12 protein-coding genes and 2 pseudogenes are annotated in these 15,216 nt (G+C 74.8%); 4 read left to right on the top strand and 10 right to left on the bottom strand.

Translation table 11 applies throughout. From position 1 onward, the window contains the following. The first annotated feature begins 133 nt into the window (after positions 1-133). Positions 134-814 (top strand): bifunctional DNA primase/polymerase, encoded by a 681-nt coding sequence (locus RMN56_RS19745; RefSeq protein WP_313718955.1) that lies wholly within the window; start codon positions 134-136, stop codon positions 812-814. Positions 815-1,076: 262 nt separating this feature from the next. Here the strand turns inward: RMN56_RS19745 and RMN56_RS19740 are convergent, their stop codons facing one another. From RMN56_RS19740 to RMN56_RS19720, 5 genes are read right to left on the bottom strand one after another with little or no spacing between them, the layout of a single operon-like run. Next, positions 1,077-1,802 (bottom strand): FAD:protein FMN transferase, encoded by a 726-nt coding sequence (locus RMN56_RS19740; RefSeq protein ID WP_313724799.1) that lies wholly within the window; start codon positions 1,800-1,802, stop codon positions 1,077-1,079. Positions 1,803-1,852: 50 nt separating this feature from the next. Further along, positions 1,853-2,437 (bottom strand): FMN-binding protein, encoded by a 585-nt coding sequence (locus RMN56_RS19735; RefSeq protein WP_313718954.1) that lies wholly within the window; start codon positions 2,435-2,437, stop codon positions 1,853-1,855. A 13-nt stretch (positions 2,438-2,450) separates the two neighbouring features. Continuing rightward, positions 2,451-3,866 carry a ferredoxin reductase family protein gene (locus tag RMN56_RS19730; RefSeq protein ID WP_313718953.1) on the bottom strand — a complete coding sequence of 472 codons (1,416 nt, stop codon included), beginning with the start codon at positions 3,864-3,866 and terminating at the stop codon, positions 2,451-2,453. Next, positions 3,863-5,236: a DUF1501 domain-containing protein gene (locus RMN56_RS19725; RefSeq protein ID WP_313724798.1), complete on the bottom strand. Its 1,374-nt coding sequence runs from the start codon at positions 5,234-5,236 to the stop codon at positions 3,863-3,865. Before RMN56_RS19725 ends, RMN56_RS19730 begins: the two co-directional genes overlap by 4 nt. A 14-nt stretch (positions 5,237-5,250) precedes the next feature. Continuing rightward, positions 5,251-7,275, bottom strand: coding sequence for a DUF1800 domain-containing protein (locus tag RMN56_RS19720; protein WP_313718952.1), 2,025 nt, complete (start codon positions 7,273-7,275; stop codon positions 5,251-5,253). Between the two features lie 451 nt (positions 7,276-7,726). On the opposite strand from RMN56_RS19720, the gene RMN56_RS19715 reads away from it, so the two are divergent. After that, complete coding sequence (locus RMN56_RS19715) at positions 7,727-7,984, top strand: DUF3040 domain-containing protein (protein WP_262282270.1); 258 nt, start codon at positions 7,727-7,729, stop codon at positions 7,982-7,984. Positions 7,985-8,005: 21 nt separating this feature from the next. Here the strand turns inward: RMN56_RS19715 and RMN56_RS19710 are convergent, their stop codons facing one another. From RMN56_RS19710 to RMN56_RS32695, 3 genes and pseudogenes are all read right to left on the bottom strand, one after another. Continuing rightward, a complete protein-coding gene (locus RMN56_RS19710; RefSeq protein WP_313718951.1) occupies positions 8,006-8,950 on the bottom strand; it encodes an SWIM zinc finger family protein in 945 nt (314 codons plus the stop codon). Then, positions 8,947-11,574: pseudogene (locus RMN56_RS19705) on the bottom strand (DEAD/DEAH box helicase); the annotation flags it as partial. The pseudogene RMN56_RS19705 and the gene RMN56_RS19710, both read right to left, overlap by 4 nt. Positions 11,575-11,721: 147 nt before the next feature. Then, positions 11,722-12,174: pseudogene (locus RMN56_RS32695) on the bottom strand (ATP-dependent helicase); the annotation flags it as partial. A gap of 63 nt (positions 12,175-12,237) precedes the next feature. Between RMN56_RS32695 and RMN56_RS19700 the strand changes: the two are divergent. Next, on the top strand, positions 12,238-13,110 hold the full coding sequence (locus RMN56_RS19700) for a carbohydrate kinase family protein (RefSeq protein ID WP_313718949.1): 873 nt from the start codon (positions 12,238-12,240) through the stop codon (positions 13,108-13,110). A gap of 6 nt (positions 13,111-13,116) precedes the next feature. On the opposite strand, the gene RMN56_RS19695 is transcribed toward RMN56_RS19700, so the two are convergent. Next, positions 13,117-13,638: a DinB family protein gene (locus RMN56_RS19695; protein ID WP_313718947.1), complete on the bottom strand. Its 522-nt coding sequence runs from the start codon at positions 13,636-13,638 to the stop codon at positions 13,117-13,119. Between the two features lie 83 nt (positions 13,639-13,721). Here RMN56_RS19695 and RMN56_RS19690 point away from each other — a divergent pair, with 83 nt between their 5' ends. After that, positions 13,722-13,928, top strand: a complete 207-nt coding sequence (locus RMN56_RS19690; protein ID WP_313718945.1) for a DUF8847 domain-containing protein — start codon at positions 13,722-13,724, stop codon at positions 13,926-13,928. A gap of 7 nt (positions 13,929-13,935) precedes the next feature. On the opposite strand, the gene RMN56_RS19685 is transcribed toward RMN56_RS19690, so the two are convergent. Next, positions 13,936-15,084: a polysaccharide pyruvyl transferase family protein gene (locus RMN56_RS19685; RefSeq protein ID WP_313718944.1), complete on the bottom strand. Its 1,149-nt coding sequence runs from the start codon at positions 15,082-15,084 to the stop codon at positions 13,936-13,938. Positions 15,085-15,216 lie beyond the last annotated feature (132 nt).

Here is a 15,216-nt window from a genome sequence, read left to right as displayed (position 1 = left end):
GTCGGCCGTACAGCCAGTTCTCGTAGTTTTCGTGCAAGTTGCATCAGCCGTTCGTCAGATCAACGAGCGTGGGTTACGGCAGTGACGGCGTTCAACGTGTGGTGTGTGGACAGTTCCGGGCGGGCGAGAGGGGATGGGACACATGTGGGGGAATGTCGGACCGCGCGTGGCTCACCTGTCGCCGCTGGAACGGGTCCGGCTGCGCCGGGTCGCCGTCCGGTACGCCGCGCACGGCTGGCCGGTGACCCCCGGCGCCTGCCTGGCGAACAGCCGCTTCGTCTGCGGCCGGGCCGGCTGCCCCACGGTCGGCTGCCACCCTGCCCTGGAGAACTGGGAGCACGCCGCGAGCGCCGACCCGGCCCGGGTGGCCACCTGGTGGCGCAGCCGCCCGCACGGGGTGCTGCTGCCCACCGGGCGCGCGTTCGACGTGCTGGAGGTGGCGGCCCACCTGGGCCGGCGGGTGCTCGACACGGTCGCCACCCATCCGGCCGGCTTCGGCGTACGCGGGCCGGTGCTGGTCACCCCCACCGGCCGCTGGATGTTCCTGGTGCGCCCCGGCGACCCGCTGCGCCCGGAACTGGACCACTGTTTCCACGTGGTCCGGCACGGTCCCGGGTCGTGGATCCCGGCCCCGCCGACCCGGCTGCCCGAGGGGACGGTCCGCTGGGCGGTCGCCCCCGAGCAGGCACGCTGGCGGCTGCCCGACTCGTACCTGGTGCAGAACGCGTTGATCGCGGCGTTACGGGCGGCCGGGATCACGCTGACCCCCGAGCTGCTCCCCGGCCAGCTCCCCCTCCCCCGGCGCGGCTGCTGACCGGCGCCTCCCGGGCAGCGACCTCACCGGCGTCGCACTCGTTGTGCCTGCAGAGGCGCAGAAGCGCCGGAGCGGGGGTGGAAGATGTCCGAGGACGACGCGGCCCGCCACAGCGGCGGCACCGAGCCACCGCCGCACCGGCGTCGCCCGTACCGCTGGGCCTTCACCCGTCCGTGGGGCACCCGGCCCCGGGGCTCACGCCCGCGCGGCTCCCGCCCCGCCACCACGCACCGCCCGCTCCGCTGACCCGCGTCCCGCGGCGTCAGGCGCTCGACGGGAGGCCGCGCGAATGCCGGAGGCGGCCGTCGTCCGTCACCACCGCGTGCCGCCAGGGCGCGGGCAGGCGGTCCAGCCAGCCGATGCCGGACTCGCCCATGGCCACGGCGGCGGTGGCGTAGGCGTCGGCGACGCCGAGGTCGGGGCCCACCACGGTGACCGAGCGCAGGCCCACGGCCGGGGCGCCCCGGCGCGGGTCGACGACGTGGTGGCCGCGCTCGTAGACGCCGGAGGTGGCGACCGCCAGGTCGGTGCCGGTCAGCACGAGGCAGGTGGCGGCCGGGTCCCAGGGATGCCGGACGCCGATGTGCCACGGGCCGCCGGTGACCGGGTTGCCGCGGACCCGGACGTCGCCGCCGGCGTTCACGCAGTGGTTCGGGGCACCGGCCTCGACCAGCCGGTCCGAGGCCACCTGCGCCGCCCAGCCCTTGACGTAGCCCGACGGGTCCAGCCGCCCGGTGGCGTACGCGTCGAAGAAGCCGTCGGTGCCGGTCCACAGGTCGGCGCAGCGCTCCAGCACCGCCCGCAGGTCGGCCGACGCCTCGGCCGGCGGCAGCTCGCCCCGGTCCAGGCGGCACACCTCGCTGTCCGCCCGGTAGGTGCTGAACCGCGCGTCCACCTCGCGCAGCCAGGCGAAGGCGCCCTCGGCCAGCTCGTGCAGAGTCGCGGCGGGCAGGTCGTCGGCCAGGTCGAGGCTGATCGCCGTACCCATGATCTGTTCGACCCGGCGCAGGCCCGGCCGGACCGCGGCGGCCCCCACGCTCAGGCCTTGTCCAGCGCGGCCTGGAGCGACTGTTTGTAGGCGGTGCTCGTGTAGGTGGCCCCCGAGACGGTGTTCAGGTTGGCGCTCTGCTTGGCGACCACCTCGCCCGAGCTGCCGCTGTAGCGGGCCTGCACGTCGTCGGCGCGCAGGCCCTCCTGACCGCCGACCGGCATGTCGAGGCCGGTGGCGTCGACGATCCGGCTGCCGCTCAGGGTGATCTGCACCCGCAGGGAGCCGTAGCGGTAGGCGACCGTCGGGCCGGTCACCGTGCGGGTGGTGACCGTCGGCGCCTTGGTGGTGGTCCGCGGCGCGGCGGTGGTGGCCCGGGCCGTCGTGCCGCCCCGGGCGGCCGGGGTGCGGCTGGCGCCGGGCTTCGCGGTGGGCTTCGCCGACGCGCTCGGCCGGGCGGAGGGGGTGGTGGCACCCGGGGTCGGCTCGGGGGCCGCCGCGCCGCCGGGGGCGACGGGGGCGGCGGCGACCGGCCGGTCCTGGGCGGCCTGGCCGGTGCCCGGGGCGCCCTTGAGCACCACCAGCGCGGTGGTGCCGGCGGCCAGGCCGGTGATCGCGAGGAGCGCGCGACGCATGGGCGGGGCCTCTCTACAGCTCGAAGGTGGCGAGGTGGATCTGCCGGCGCGGCACGCCGGCCCGGCGCAGCGCCCGGACCGCCTCCTCGACCAGGCCACCCGGGCCGCACAGGTAGACGTCGCGCCGGGTCAGGTCGGGCACCAGCCGGCGCAGCCCCTCGGGACTCATCACCTGACGGGGGCCGGGGTCGTCGCGGGAGCCGACCACGTACCAGACCGAGGTGTGCCGCGCCTGGGCGAGCCAGTCCAGCTCGTTGTGCAGCAGCACGTCGGCCGGGGTGCGGGCGCGGTAGATGAGCGCCGCCCCGGGCGGCAGCTCCTCCAGCATGGCCCGCAGCGGACCGATGCCGCTGCCGCCGGCGATCAGCAGGGCGCGTTCGCGGGTGCGGTGCGCCGCCGTGAAGGTGCCGGACGGGCCCTCCGCCCAGACCCGGGTGCCCGGGGTGAGATCCCGCAGGTCGGCGGTGTGCCGGCCGACGACCTTCACGGTGAGCCGCAGCCAGCGGCCGTTGCCCGCCGCGGAGAGCGAGAACGGGTGCGACTGCCACCAGCCGCCGGGGTTCAGGAAGCGCCAGCGGAAGTACTGGCCGCCGAGCAGGTCGATCTGGTTGAGCCGGTGCCCGGTCAGGTAGATCGAGACGGTGTCCGGGCTCTCCGCCACCACGTCGGCGACCCGCAGCCGGTGCCGCAGGTTGAAGCGCAGCGGGGCGACCAGCCGCCCCCACACCAGCGCGGCCACCACCAGCAGGTACGCGGCGATCCAGCCCGTGCGCACCGGGCCCGGCTCGTAGAGCTGGGCGCCGTTGCTGAACTGGTGGCCGTAGCCGAGCAGCAGGGCGAGGTAGCTGGTCAGGTGCAGGTGGTACCAGAGCTCGTAGGGCATCCGCCGGCGGACGCCGCGGACCGCGGTGAGCCCGACCGCCACCATGATGCCGGTCGCCACGAAGGCGGAGACCATGTCCTCGTAGTGGGTCAGCAGGGCGCCGACCTGGCCGAGGATCGAGTTGCGTTCCAGCCGGGCGTACCCGACCACCAGCAGCGCCAGGTGGGCGAGGACCGCCACCAGCAGGGTGGCGCCGAGGTCCCGGTGCACCCGGGACAGCCGCTCGCCGCCCAGCCAGCGCTCCAGGATCCCGAGCCGGCTCATCATCAGCACTTGGACCAGCAGCAGGTAGCCGGCGACCAGGCCGGTGATCCGGCCGGCCGCGGTGAGCACGTGCGTGGTGTCGGCCAGCGAGCCGGGCGGGGTGGCGAGCCACCAGGGCAGGACCGCGGCCACCAGGCCGAGCCAGAAGGCGGCGGCCAGCGCCCGCCGTCCACCGGGCCCGCGACGCGGCCGACCCGGGGGTACGGGAGCAGCCGGACGGCCGCCGTACGGGGCGGATGCCCCGCTGCGGCGGCCGGCGGCGAAGGTGTCCTGATACGTCACGCGTACAGCTTCACGGGGGTGTACTTCTGCCGGGGGAAGACCTTGTCCACCTGCGCGGTCGTCAGTCCGAACCGTCCCTGCGCGACCGAACCGTAGACGTTGAACATGTTGTTGTACTCGGGTACGTCTCCGCTGTCGAGATCGTTCAACCCGTTCCAAGTGCCCAGGAGCGAGCCGGCGAGCTTGCGCCCGGACAGGATGGTGACCACCCCGCCGTGCCCGTGGTCGGTGCCGCCACTGTTCGAGGCGACCCGCCGGCCGAACTCGCTGGACACCATGACCGTCACGTCGGCGGCCCGGTCACCGAGGTCGGTGAAGAACGCCGCCATCGCGTTGGCCAGCTCGTTGAGCCGGCGCCAGAGCTGGCCGCCCTCGCGGGTCCCCTGGTTCTCGTGGGTGTCGTAGCCGCCCATGCCGACCGTCGCCACCCGGACGTTCGCCCCGCCCTTGATGAGCTGGGCGAGCTGCTGGAACGCGTACCCGACGCCCTCGTACTTCACCCCGGCGGCGGCCGCGTACGGCTTCGCGGCCAGCTTCTGCGCGGTGGCCAGCGCGCCCATGCCCTCGATGACCGCCTCCTCCACCGGGTGGTTGATCCCGGTGAACAAACCGCGGATCGCCTTCTCGGTCGCCGCGCGGTACTTGTCGTCGCCGTTGAGCCGCAGCTCCCCGACATTGTTGAGGGAGATCGCGCCGTTCACGCCGACCAGCGAGCGGGGCAGGGTGCTGCCGATGCCGACGCTGCGGAACGCGGTGCCCTTGCCGAGGGTGTCGACCAGGCTGTCCAGCCAGCCCCGGCCGCCGGTCTCACCGGGCAGGCCGCCCAGGTTGCAGGCGTCGGCGGCCTGGAAGTGGCTGCGGGACAGCCGCGGGTCGGAGACCGCCGGCACGAAGCCGAGCTGACCGGCCTTCAGCCACTTCTCCAACGGGGCGAACGCGCTGGTCAGCTTGAAGCCGCGGCCGAGGGCCAGCGAGTCGTTGCCGAGCAGCAGGTCGGGGCGGACCTTGCCGAGCACCGGGTCGTCGGCCGGGGCGACCAGGCTCAGCCCGTCCAGCCCGCCGTAGAGGAAGACGTGGATCAGGGTGCCGGTCTTCGTCGCCGCGAAGGACGCCGAGGTCGTGACGAACTGGGCGGTGGCCAGGGCGGTCGCGGTCGCCGCGGCGCCCGCGACGAAGGTACGCCGGGTGACGCCCCGGCCGTCCTGCTGGGCCTCCTCCAGCTCCTCCAGCCGGCGGTACCGGTCCGCCTCGGCGGCGTTCTCGGCCGCGACGATGTCGGCCTCCGCGCGCAGCAGCGCCTCGGCCGGGTTGTCGGCCAGCCGCCGCAGGTCGGGGCATTCGGGGTGCAGGGGGTACGGGTTCACGGTCATCTCCATCGAATGCCTCACCGGAGGTGGTGCTGGGGGGACGCGAGGATCGTCCGCGCGACCGCGGCGATGGCCCCGTTGAAGGTGGCGTCGACCTTGGTGCCCGCCGACACCCCGGCGACAGCGAGCACGAGGGCCTTCTCCTTGGCGCTCAGCTTCTGGTGCACCAGCCGCTGGGCCAGCGCGTCCACGTACGCCCCGGCGGTCGACGGCGGCTTCGCCACCAGCTTCTCGGGCCGGACGTAGGTGAACTGCTTGCGGTAGGCGCCGATCAGGTCGCCGGCCTCGTTCCAGCCGTCGACCATGGTGCCCGCGGAGGTCCAGGCCACGTAGACGTCGGCGTAGCCGTCCGGGGTGGGCTTGCCCATCGGGTACTGGCCGAGCTCGCGCAGCTTGTCCTGGATCTGCCGCAGCCCCTGGGCGAACGGGGTACGCCGCTTGTCGCCCTCGAAGCCCGCCGACGCCTCCGGGCCCACGCCCAGCGACCGGTAGGTGGCGACCAGGTACTCCATCGGGCGGCGGACCTTCTGCCCGACCGAGGCCCAGAACTCCGACGAGCTGAACAGCGTGGCAAGCACCGGCCGGATCTGCCCCTTGTTCGTCGTGTACGCCTTGGCCAGCCGGTCCACGAGGGACTTCGGCGGGGTGTCCGAGACGAACCGGGTGGCGAGGCTGCTCGCCACGTACCGGGCGGTCGACTGGTGCATCGCGATGTAGGTGATGTACTGGTCGATCACCTTGTCGGCGACCTTCGGGTCGGTCGAGTTGTTCGCGTGGCTGAACCCGAGGATCTTCACCTTGCCGACGTAGTGCCGCTCCGGGAAGAACCGGTACCTGCCGTCGGCGACACCCCGTCCGGTCTGCAGCATGGCGGCCTGGCGGACGTCCTTCTCGGTGTAGCCGCCGTCGACGCCGACCGAGTAGAGCTCCAGGTTCTCCCGGGCCAGGTTCTCGTTGACCGCGTCCTTGCGCGAGTCGGTCTGGTTCAGGTAGATGAGCAGCGCCGGGTGCTTGTTGGCGGCCACCAGCATCTCCGGGTAGCTGCCCAGCGCGTGCTTGCGGATGACGTCCTGGTCGAAGGAGTTGCGGTAGATCTCGCCGCCGTCGAAGTCGGCCGCCACGTGCAGGAAGTCGTTCCAGAAGTCGACCATCACCTCGAAGAGCTGGCGGTCCGACCAGATCTGCCGGGCGATGGTGGCGTCGACCGTCTCCCGCTCCGGCTGGGCGCCCCGCTCGTTGAGCTGGTCCCGCTGGTCCCGCAGCTGGGTCGGGGTCAGCTTGAGGGTGGGCAGCTCGGCCAGCTTCAGCTCGGCCTTCGTGGGCGCGATCTTCTCCGGCTGGAGTTGCTGGCGCAGCCAGTCGTCGATGCCGAGCCGCTTGATGTCCGCGAGCACCTTCGGCGTCGGGCCGAACGTGGTCCGGCTGGCCAGGTGGCGGATCGGGTCCTTGGCGAGCACCGTCTTGACGGTCACCTCGGTCGCCGCCGCGGCGGCCGCCGGGCTGGCGAAGACCCGGCCGCCGGCGGGCGCGTTGCGCTTGAGCGCCGCGCCGGCCCGGGAGCCCATGTAGCTCTCGTTCTGCTCGGTGTAGGTGCGCACCGTGCTGGGCTGCTGGCCGCTCGGGCGGGCGGCGGTGCCGTCGGTGACCACGGTTCCGGTCGCGTCGCCGGCCACCGGGTCGTCCGAGAACAGGCCCCGGACCTGCGGCGACAGGAGGGCCGCGCCACCGGCGACCACCGCGGCGCCACCGAGCACGGCGAGGGCTCGCCGTCGGCCGGGGCGCGGCTCGTCGTCGTCGTCCAGGTTGGGCAGTCCCGGTGCGGGCGGCGGGGCGTACCCGCCGGACGGCTGGGGGTGGCCGCCGGCGAAGCCGTCGGGCCCGACCCACTGCGGGCCGGACGCGGGCGCCGCGGGAGTGGTGTAACCGCCGGGACCGGCGTACGGCATGGCGTTGTCGCGGTACCCGTCCGGATGGGGGTGCTGGTATCCGTCCCAACCGCGATCGTCCCGAGGTCGACGCGGTGGCACGTTCAGGTCGGCCATGTAGCTTCCCGTTTTCTTCGAGCGCCGGCACGCCTGCCACCCGGGGGTGGGCGGAGGGGCGGCGACGGTTGCCGGAGGAGTTGCTACGGGAAAGTAACCACGCGTCTCCGGGCGCTCAAGGCGCGCCGACGGCGGCCGCGAGGGCACTTAAGACGGTGCTCAGGCCGGCCGGCGGGCGGCCGGGGCGACCGTCGATGCCCGGCGGCCCCCGGAGCAGGGCCGACCCGGGCGGTCCCCGCCCGGACGTGACGTTTTCGCCCCTCGCGACGCTGCTGGTGGCGTTCAACCGCTGAGGGAAACTTAAGGTACGGATAAGCCCGCGCTGAGGTGTCCGACCGGTGCGTGCAGACCTGTCCGGCCCGGCCGAAAGTAGCGGTGGGAGCAGCGCGTGACCCGCCTCCGTTCCGGGTATGCCGCCGAACCGCTGAAGCCGTGAGGGGAAGGCACCGCCATGCTCAGCAAAGAGGATCAGCGCAGGTTCGAACAGATCACCCGCCAACTGCGGGAGAGTGACCCGCAGTTCTTCGCCCGGCTCGACCACCGGGCCCGGGGCCGCCGAGGCCGGTACCTGATGCTGTTGACGATCGTGCTGTGGGCCTCGCTGCCGGCGATGACCGTACTGGCCGGGCGAATGGCCGGCGCGATCTGCGCCGTGGTGCTGCTCGCCAACGCGTGCCTCATGTGGCGGTTCCGCCGACGCTGGCTATGACGGCGGCGCCGCCGGTGACGGTCAGCCCGGGTCGTCCGACCCGGCCTCACCACGGCCGAACTCCCGGTACGCCCGGCGGAGCCGCTCCACGAGGCCCGGGCCGCCGATCGCGGCCCCCGGCGGGCCGAGCTGACGCAGCAGCAGCTCCGGTCCGGTGGCCAGGGTGGGCGGCCGGTCCGGCAGCGCCACCGGGGACACCCAGAACCGGTCGACCTCGTCGTCCGGCGGGACGGTTGGCAGCCCCGCCAGCACCCGTCCCGCACCGGCCACGGGGCGCGCCGGCCCGGAGTCCGCGTCCGCCGGCACGACCGGCCCGTCCGGGGCCACCGCCGGGGCGGCCGGCGCGCCGCCGGGGTCGGCGGCGCCGCGCAGCGTACGCAGCCGGTCGAGCAGCGCGCCCCGGGACCGCCCGCGCCAGTGCAGGAGCTGGAACGGGTCGGCGTCGAACGCCTCCGCGAGCAGGTAGAAGGTCGCCGCGAGGTGCTTGCACGGCACCGCGAAGTCGGGGCAACCGCAGTGCTGGTCCAGCTCGCCGACCGTGGCCGGGAAGAGCGGCGCGCCCGTCGCGGTGAACAACTCCTCCAGTTCGGCCGGCAGATCACCGGCGAGCAGCCGGGCGCTGAAGAACGCCTGCCCGGCCAGCTCCGCCTCGATCCGCTCCCACACCCCGTCCGGGTACGCGGCCAGCCCGATCCGCACCGGGTAGGGATCCGGCCGGGACCCCTGCACGGCGGCGGTGACCAGCCCCGGCGCGACGTCGAGCCGGAGCACCTGCCCCCGGCGCGCGTACGCCCGGCCCCGGGTGAGCCGGGTGCCGAGCGCGAAGGACTCCAGCACCTCCAGGAAGCGGCGGGACCACCAGGAACGCCCGATCGCGCCCTTGGTGCTGCGCGCCTTCAGCCCGCCCTCCACCCGCCGGGGCGGGCCGAACTCGGCGAAACGCGATCCTCCGTCCGGTGTGGTCACTCGACCACCGCCCCGGACTCCAGCGCGAACAGCTCCCGCAGGGTGTCGGTGGACAGCTCGGTGACCCACTGTTCACCGCTGCCCACCACCCGCCGGGCCAGGCTCCGCTTGTCGGCGATCATCGCGGCCACCTTCTCCTCGACCGTGCCGGCGCAGACGAACTTGCGGACCTGCACCCGGCGGCGCTGGCCGATGCGGAACGCCCGGTCGGTCGCCTGGTCCTCGACGGCCGGGTTCCACCAGCGGTCCACATGCACCACGTGGTTCGCCGCGGTCAGGGTGAGCCCGGTGCCGCCGGCCTTGAGGGAGAGCACGAAGAGCGGCGGGCCGGCCGGGGACTGGAAGCGGGTCACCATGGCGTCCCGTTCGGCCTTGCCCACTCCGCCGTGCAGGAGCAGCACCTCCCGCCCGGTACGCGCCGACAGGTGGCCGCGCAGCATCCCGCCGAACTCGGCGTACTGGGTGAAGAGCAGGGCCCTCTCCCCCGCCGCGAGGACCTCGTCGACGATCTCCTCCAGCCGTTCCAGCTTGCCGGAGCGGCCGGGCAGGGCGGAGCCGTCGTGAAGCATCTGGGCCGGGTGGTTGCAGACCTGCTTGAGCCGGGTCATGGTGGCCAGCACCAGCCCGCGCCGTTCGATGCCGTCGCTGGACTCGATCTTCGCCATCATGTCGTCGACGACGGCCCGGTAGAGCGCGGCCTGCTCGGCAGTGAGGTTGCAGAGCACCTCCATCTCCAGCTTCTCCGGCAGGTCCGTGATGATCGACTGGTCGGTCTTGAGCCGGCGCAGCACGAACGGGCCGGTGATCCGGCGCAGCCGCTCGGCCACCTCGGCGTCGCCGTGCCGCTCGATCGGCTCGGCGAACTTCTTCTTGAAGGTGGCGGCCGGCCCGAGCAGGCCCGGGTTGGCGAACTGCATGATCGACCAGAGGTCGGCGAGCCGGTTCTCCACCGGCGTGCCGGTGACCGCGACCCGGTGCCGCGCGGGCAGCGACCGCACCGCCTCGGCCTGCCGGGTGGAGGCGTTCTTGATCGCCTGCGCCTCGTCCACCACCACCCGGTGCCAGTCGATCCCGGTCAGCTCGTACGCATCCCGCGCGGCCACCGAGTAGGTGGTCAGCACCAGGTCGGCGGCGTGCACGGTGGCGGCGAACGCCTCGCCCCGCACCCGTTCGGCGCCGTGGTGCACGTGGACCCGCAGGTCCGGGGCGAACTTCGCCGCCTCCCGCTGCCAGTTGCCGACCAGCGACATCGGACAGACCAGCAGCGTGGGCCCGGCCGCCGGCGGGTCACCGGCGAGCAGCGCGAGCAGCTGGACGGTCTTGCCCAGCCCCATGTCGTCGGCCAGGATCCCGCCCAGACCGAGGGACTGGAGGAAGGCCAGCCAGGCGAGTCCCCGCCGCTGGTACGGGCGCAGCGTCCCGACGAACCCGGGCGGCGGGTCGGCCGGGGTGAGCCGACGCTCCGCCTCCCCGGCCAGCAGCTCGCCCAGCGCGCCGTCCGCGGCCACCTCCAGCACCGGCAGCTCGCCGGGCCGGTCGGCCCCGGCCAGCCCCATCCGCAGCAGGTCGGCCACGGTCAGCTCGCCCGAGGAGCGGAGCAGCCGCAGCCCGGCTTCGAGCCGCTGCGGGTCCAGCTCGACCCAGCGGCCGCGCAGCCGCACCAGCGGCGACTTCAGCTCCGCCAGCGAGGCCAACTCCTCGGCGGTCAGCGGCTGGTCACCGAGGGCCACCTCCCAGCGGTAGTCGACCAGGGCATCCATGCCGAGCCCGCCGGCCGCGACGGCGACCGTGCCGGGCGCGGTCCGGCTGCGCGCCCGCAGCCGCGCCCCGAGGCGGGAGGAGGAGCGCCGCCACCAGGACGGCAGCAGCACCCCGAAGCCCGCCGCGTGCAGCACGGGCGCCCCCTCCCGGAGGAACCGGTGCGCGCCGTCGGCGTCCAGCTCCATCCCCTCCGGGGTGGCGGTGCGCAGCGCGGTGTCCAGCTCCGGCCAGAGCCGGCTGGCCCGGCCCAGCTCGGCCAGCAGGGTCTCCTGCGGGTCGACGCCACGGGCGGCGAGCGCGGGCGCCGGCCGCTGCCAGATGTGCGCGGCGTCGACCACCAGCCCCGGCTCGTCGGTCGGGTGCAGGCCGAACTCGACCCGCCAGGCGCCGCCCTCGACCAGCTCGGCCACCGGGTCCGCAGCCGGCTCGACCAGGCGGAACGCGGCGCGCACCGGGCCGCCGGCGGCGTCGCGCTGCCAGGCGTCCAGCTCGGCGCGGAGGGTGTCCAGGGCGGCTGGCTCGGCGGCGAAGGCACGCTCCGGGCCGGTGAGCGCGGCCAGCCAGGCCGGCACCGGACCGCCCGGGCGCATACCCCGGGGCAGGCGGGTGCCGTCGAGAGCGGCCCGGGCGGCCGCGTCGACCAGCGCGTCCAGCGCCTCGGCCACCAGCTCCCCGGATTCGGCGCTGCCCGCCGCTGTGGGTGCGTCTGTTGTCGCCCCGACGACCACAGGTGCACCCGAATCCGGGGCGACGAGGTGCCATTCGCGGGCGGCGCGGGCCGCCGGGGGCAGGGCGAGGGCCAGCGAGCGGGCCCACGCCGCGTCCGTGCCGGTGAGCAGCGGCCGCCAGACGGCCGACACGGTCACCACGTCCGAATCGTCGACCACGCGCAGGCCCCGTCGGCGTCCGTCGAGAGGGGTGGTCAGACCGGCCGGGTTGGCGGGTGCCACCGGGTCAGCTTCCGCGGCCGGTCCGGTTCGGCTGGCGACCGGGGCCAGGTCGGTGTCGGTGAGTCCCGGCAGGACGCGGCCGCGGGTGACCAGGTCCGCGGCGAAGTCGGCCAGCTCGGCCAGGTGGCGCAGGCTCGCCCCGGCCACCGCCTCCCCCGGATCCAGCGCCCGGAGCCGGGCGAACGCGGCGTCCGGCGCGTACACCAGGGCGGGGACCCGCCAGCCGGCGCGGGTGACCGGGCCGCGGACCGGTTCCCCGGCGGCGGTCCGGACCAGCTCGGGCGAGTCCAGCGGCGAGCCGGCCCGGGTGGGCAGGTCGAGCAGCACGGAGGCCGGCGCGCCCGGCGGGTCGCCGAGCGCGGCGGCCAGGGTGGCGTGGTCGGCGGCGAACGGGTGCGGCCGCTCGCGCGGGGCGCGGCCCGGCCGGCGGGGCGCGCGGGCCGGGCGGCCGCTGTCCTCGGCCCAGACGGCGAGCCCGCTCCCGGACAGCCACAACCCGTGGATGACCAGCACGCACTCCCCCTCGACGACGCCCGGGGCCAGGATAGGCGGCCGGCGCGGACTACTGTCGCCGCCATGGTCGATCTGCTCGTGATCGGCGGGTTGGGCGTGGACATCCGCGCCCAGGTGCCCGCCCTGCCGCTGCCGGCCGCCGACTCGCTGGCGGTGCCCCCGATCGAGTTGCGGGTCGGGAACACCGGGGCCGGGGTGGCGCTGGCCGCGCACGCGCTCGGCCTGCGGGTGGCCCTGGTCGACGTGCTCGGCGCCGACCCGGCCGGCGACGTGGTCCGGGCCGCGCTGGCCCGCACCTCGGTACGCGCCGTGCTGGCCGACGCCCCGGCCGGCACCCGCCGCTCGGTGAACATGGTCGACCCGGCCGGCCGGCGGATGTCGCTCTACGACCCGCGCCCGTGGTCCGGCCCGGCGCCGTTCGCCGAGGCGGAGCTGGCCGGGCTGGTGCGCGAAGCGGCGCACGTGCACGTGTCGATCATGGACTGGGCCCGGGACGCGCTGCCGGCCCTGCGGGCCGCCCTCGGCGCCGGGGTGTCCCTCTCCACCGACCTGCACGACTGGGACGGCGAGAACGACTACCACCGGCCCTTCGCCGACGCGGCCGACCTGGTCTTCGTCAGCGACGTCCGGCTGGGCGAGCGGGCCCGGAAGGCGGCGGCCGGGCTGGCGCCGCGGACGGTGCTGGTGACCGGCGGCGCGGCCGGCGCCACCCTGCACGGTCCGGACGCGCCGCCGGCGCACGTGCCGGCGACCACCCCGCCGGCGGCCGTGGTCGACACCAACGGCGCGGGCGACGCGTTCGCCGCCGGCCTCATCGCGGCCCGGCTGCGCGGCGCCACCCCGCTCGACGCGGCCCGCTACGCCGCCCGGGTGGCGGCGGCCGCCTGCACCCACGACGGCATGGAGTATCCGGCCGGCCTGCTGCCCCGGGACTGAGCCCGGTCAGATCGCCCCGGTCTCGCCGTCGGTCAGCTCGCGCAGGATGTCGGCGTGCCCGGCGTGCCGGGCCGTCTCCTCGATGAGGTGCACGAGCACCCAGCGCAGCGACACCTCACCGAGCTGCGGGTGCGGCACCACGTGGTCGAGGTCGAACCGGGCGGCGACGGCCCGGGACCGGGCGCAGGCGGCCCGGTAGACGTCGGCCACCCCGTCCACCGTCTCGCCCGGGTCGAGCGTGAAGCTGGCCTCCGCGTCGGCTTCGCTGGTGAGGTAGACGTCGCCCGGCTCGGGGGCGAACAGGCAGGGCAGCCAGTTCCGCTCCACCAGGGCGAGGTGTCTGAGCAGCCCGGCCAGGGTGGTGCGGGAGGGCACCAGGCGGCGGGTGGCCTCGACGTCGGAGAGGCCGCGCGCCTTGCGCAGCACCGTGGCCCGGTGGAAGTCGAGGAACGATTCGAGGATCGCCCGTTCGTCGCCCGTGCGGGCGAGGACCGGACCGAGGGTGGGGTCGATCGTCGGTTCCGCCATCCCCGGAACCTAGTCGCCCGGCCCGCCCGCGCGCTGCCCCGCATCCCGCTGCGGGCCGACGATCCGCGGGGCAGGATGGGCGCATGGCATCCACGGTGCAGATCCCCCTGATGGGCGGCACGGCCGATGGCGAGGTGGTCACCGTCGAGCTGGACAGCAACGGCCGCCCGCCACTGACCCACCACCACCTCGGGTCGGAGGGGCTGGCGCACGCCCAGATCTACGAGCTCCAGTCGGACGACGAGCAGGACGGCTCGTGGGTCTACACGTTCCGGGGGCCGGCGGCCTGACGGCGGCTCAGGCCGTGACCCGGGTCAGCGCCCGCGACCGGATGCTCTCCAGCACGCCGCGGGTGACCTGGGAGGTGCCGTGGGCCTGCTCGCACACGGCGGCCACCAGCCGGGCGGTCTCGTCGGCCCGCGCCTCGCGCTCGTCCCACAACCGGTCCACCTCGGCCAGCAGCGGGCCCTCCACCTCGCGCTCCACGCCGCGCAGCGCCGGCACCCCGAGTCGCTGGGCCAGGTCGAAGACCTTCCCGGCGTACGGCAGGGGCAGGAACGGGGTGCCCATCATGGCCGCGAAGATCAGGAAGTGCAGGCGCATGCCGACCGCCAGGTCGAAGTGCTTCATGAGGCCGAGCACCTGCCGGGGCGAGTAGTCGTTGTGCAGGATCCGGCCCCGCTCGGCGGCGATCATGTGCGACATCACGCCGTGCGAGTGCCGGATGTCGTCGCGTTCCATCGGCACGAAGAGCACGTACGCGTCGATCCGGTGCACCAGGAAGTCGCTGATCTGGGCGAGCAGCCGGTGGTACCCGTCGACGTCGAGGCGTTCCGCCGCCCGGCCGGGTTCGCGGACGCTCAGCCCGACCAGCTGCTTGCCGGCCGGCACGCCCTCCTCGCGCAGCCAGCTCTCCGGGAACTCCTCCGGCGTGAGCAGGAACGCCGGGTCGGCGGTGACGGTGATCGGGTTCAGCAGCCCGGCCTCCTCCAGCACCATGCGGGACTCCTGGTCGCGCACGGTCACCTCGGTGGCCTGGCCCAGAGTCTCCCGCACCATCCCGGTGTCCACCCCCTCGCTGAGCGGGCCGACCCCGACCGCGTACGTGAGCAGCGGCAGGCCGCGCTCCTGGGCCACCCGCACCACCCGCAGGTAGCGCCGGGCCTCCTTGTCGTAGAGGATCCCGCCGCCGCCGAGGACGAGCAGGTCGAGCTGGGCCAGGACGGCCGACGAGTCGACCCGGCTGACGCCCTCCCAGGGCACCGCCTCCACGTCGGGGTGGGCCAGCGCGGTGTGCGCCGGGTTCCGGGAGAAGACGATGATCCGGGCGTTCGGTTCCTGCTCGCGCAGGTCGGCCAGGAGCCCGGTGAGGATCGCCTCGTCGCCGAGGTTGCGACCGCCGTACGAGCCGAGCACACCGATGGTCAGTCCGGCGCCATCCGTCATCGTCGCTCCTCCCCAGGTGCGTCCCGGACGGCGTTCCCCGTCGGCTGGGGTACATGCCTGGGGGCGCCCCTTGCCGAAACCGGACAGCCGGTCGAGAACTTCTCCGCTAGCCTTTGCGCCCGCGGTGGAGGG

This window comes from Micromonospora halotolerans, from assembly GCF_032108445.1.
Taxonomy (GTDB): domain Bacteria; phylum Actinomycetota; class Actinomycetes; order Mycobacteriales; family Micromonosporaceae; genus Micromonospora; species Micromonospora halotolerans.
The sequence above is the reverse complement of the archived record's forward strand: the minus strand, read 5'-3'. Positions and strand labels throughout refer to the sequence as shown.